The organism is Mesorhizobium sp. M0040, assembly GCF_040323505.1.
Taxonomy (GTDB): Bacteria; Pseudomonadota; Alphaproteobacteria; order Rhizobiales; family Rhizobiaceae; genus Mesorhizobium.
This window is the reverse complement of record NZ_JAMYVA010000127.1, coordinates 1-1,478: the sequence shown is the minus strand read 5'-3', so window position 1 is coordinate 1,478 and position 1,478 is coordinate 1. Positions and strand designations below refer to the sequence as shown.

Genomic DNA, 1,478 nt, shown 5'->3' with positions numbered 1-1,478 from the left:
ACGAACATGAAGTAATCGCGGAAGCGGTGGCCACCTGAGATGTGGCGGCGATGTTCGAACATCTGGCCGGCTGGCTGTCCTCCGATAGGATGAAGAACGGGCTCTCGATTCGACACCGGGCCCAGCCACCGAACGGAGGACAGCCATGGAACACTATATCGGCCTCGACGTATCCATGAAAGAGACGGCAATATCGATCCGGCAGAACGGTAAGAGGATTTGGCGGGGCAAGTGCGCATCCGATCCGCAACTGCTTGCGGCGGTGATCCGCAAGCGCGCACCCCATGTCCGGCGGGTTGTGTTCGAAACGGGGCCGCTGTCGGTGTGGTTCTACCATGCGTTGACGGCAGAGGGCCTGCCGGTGATCTGCATCGACGCGCGGCATGCCAAAGCCGCGCTCGACATGGCCGCGAACAAGACCGATGCGAACGATGCCGATGGCCTGGCACATCTGGCCGAGGTCGGCTTCTACCGAGAGGTCCGCGTCAAAGGTTTCGACAGCATGCTGATCCGCACGCTGATCACCGCACGGCGCCAACTTCTTAAGATGCGTTTGCAGATATCCAATCAAATCCGTGGGTTGATGAAGACGTTCGGCCTTGTCGTGCCCAAGGGCGCCGGAAGCGTGTTCGAACGCAACGTTCGCGACCTTCTGCGGGGTGAAGAAAAGCTGGCGCGCATTGTTGTGCCAATGCTGCAGGCATGGAGTGGTATCCGATACCAAATCGCAGAGCTGAGCAAGCAGCTGGCAGCGATGGCGCGTAACGACCAGCACTGCCGTCTGCTCATGTCAGTGCCCGGTGTAGGCACCGTCACAGCCACCGCCTTTGCCGCAGCGGTGGAGGATCCGGCCAACTTCAGGAACTCGCGCGCCGTGGGCGCATGGGTGGGCCTGACCCCGAGGCGCTACCAGTCCGGCGAGGTCGATAATGATGGTCATATCTCGCGCCGTGGCGACAATCAGTTGCGCGGACTGCTATATGAGGCGGCCGCGGTTATCCTGAACCGGTCGACGGATACCAGCAGCCTGCGAACCTGGGCGTTGGAGCTGAAAGATCGGCTCGGCTTCAAGCGAGCGGCCGTAGCGTTGGCGCGCAAGCTGGCGGTGATCATGCATGCGATGCTTCGGACGGGCGAGCTGTTTGATCCGCACGGAGGAACGCAAGCCGCGGCCTGATACTTCAGTCGCTCGCCTGCGACGTTTCCGCCATACCATTCCACCATCAGCGTTCTTACAGACGCATCAAGCTGTCCCTGCCGGGACGTGGCTGAGATCATTCCGCGAAGCGGGAAGCAACTGCCTCGGTAAGCAGATTGCGCAACGAACATAGGAAGATCTCACCTGCGAAACTCATCCTGCGGCGATCATCGCGTCGACCGCGTAGACGACCCTGTACCCGGCATGCGGACGAACGAGAATCGACAGAAAGGACGACAGCCTTGCACTCACCCCCTTGACGCTCGAGCGATTAGACGAC

The 1,478-nt window shown here is 60.8% G+C and carries 1 protein-coding gene; it reads left to right on the top strand.

Annotation, left to right across the window (positions count from 1 at the left end; all coding sequences use genetic code 11):
- Positions 1–145 precede the first annotated feature (145 nt).
- Complete coding sequence (locus NKJ91_RS33560) at positions 146–1,177, top strand: IS110 family RNA-guided transposase (protein ID WP_352458922.1); 1,032 nt, start codon at positions 146–148, stop codon at positions 1,175–1,177.
- Positions 1,178–1,478: the final 301 nt, after the last annotated feature.

Coding starts and splice junctions, on each gene's coding strand:
- NKJ91_RS33560 (WP_352458922.1), top strand. CDS start 146: ATGGAACACTATATCGGCCTCGACGTATCCATGAAAGAGACGGCAATA.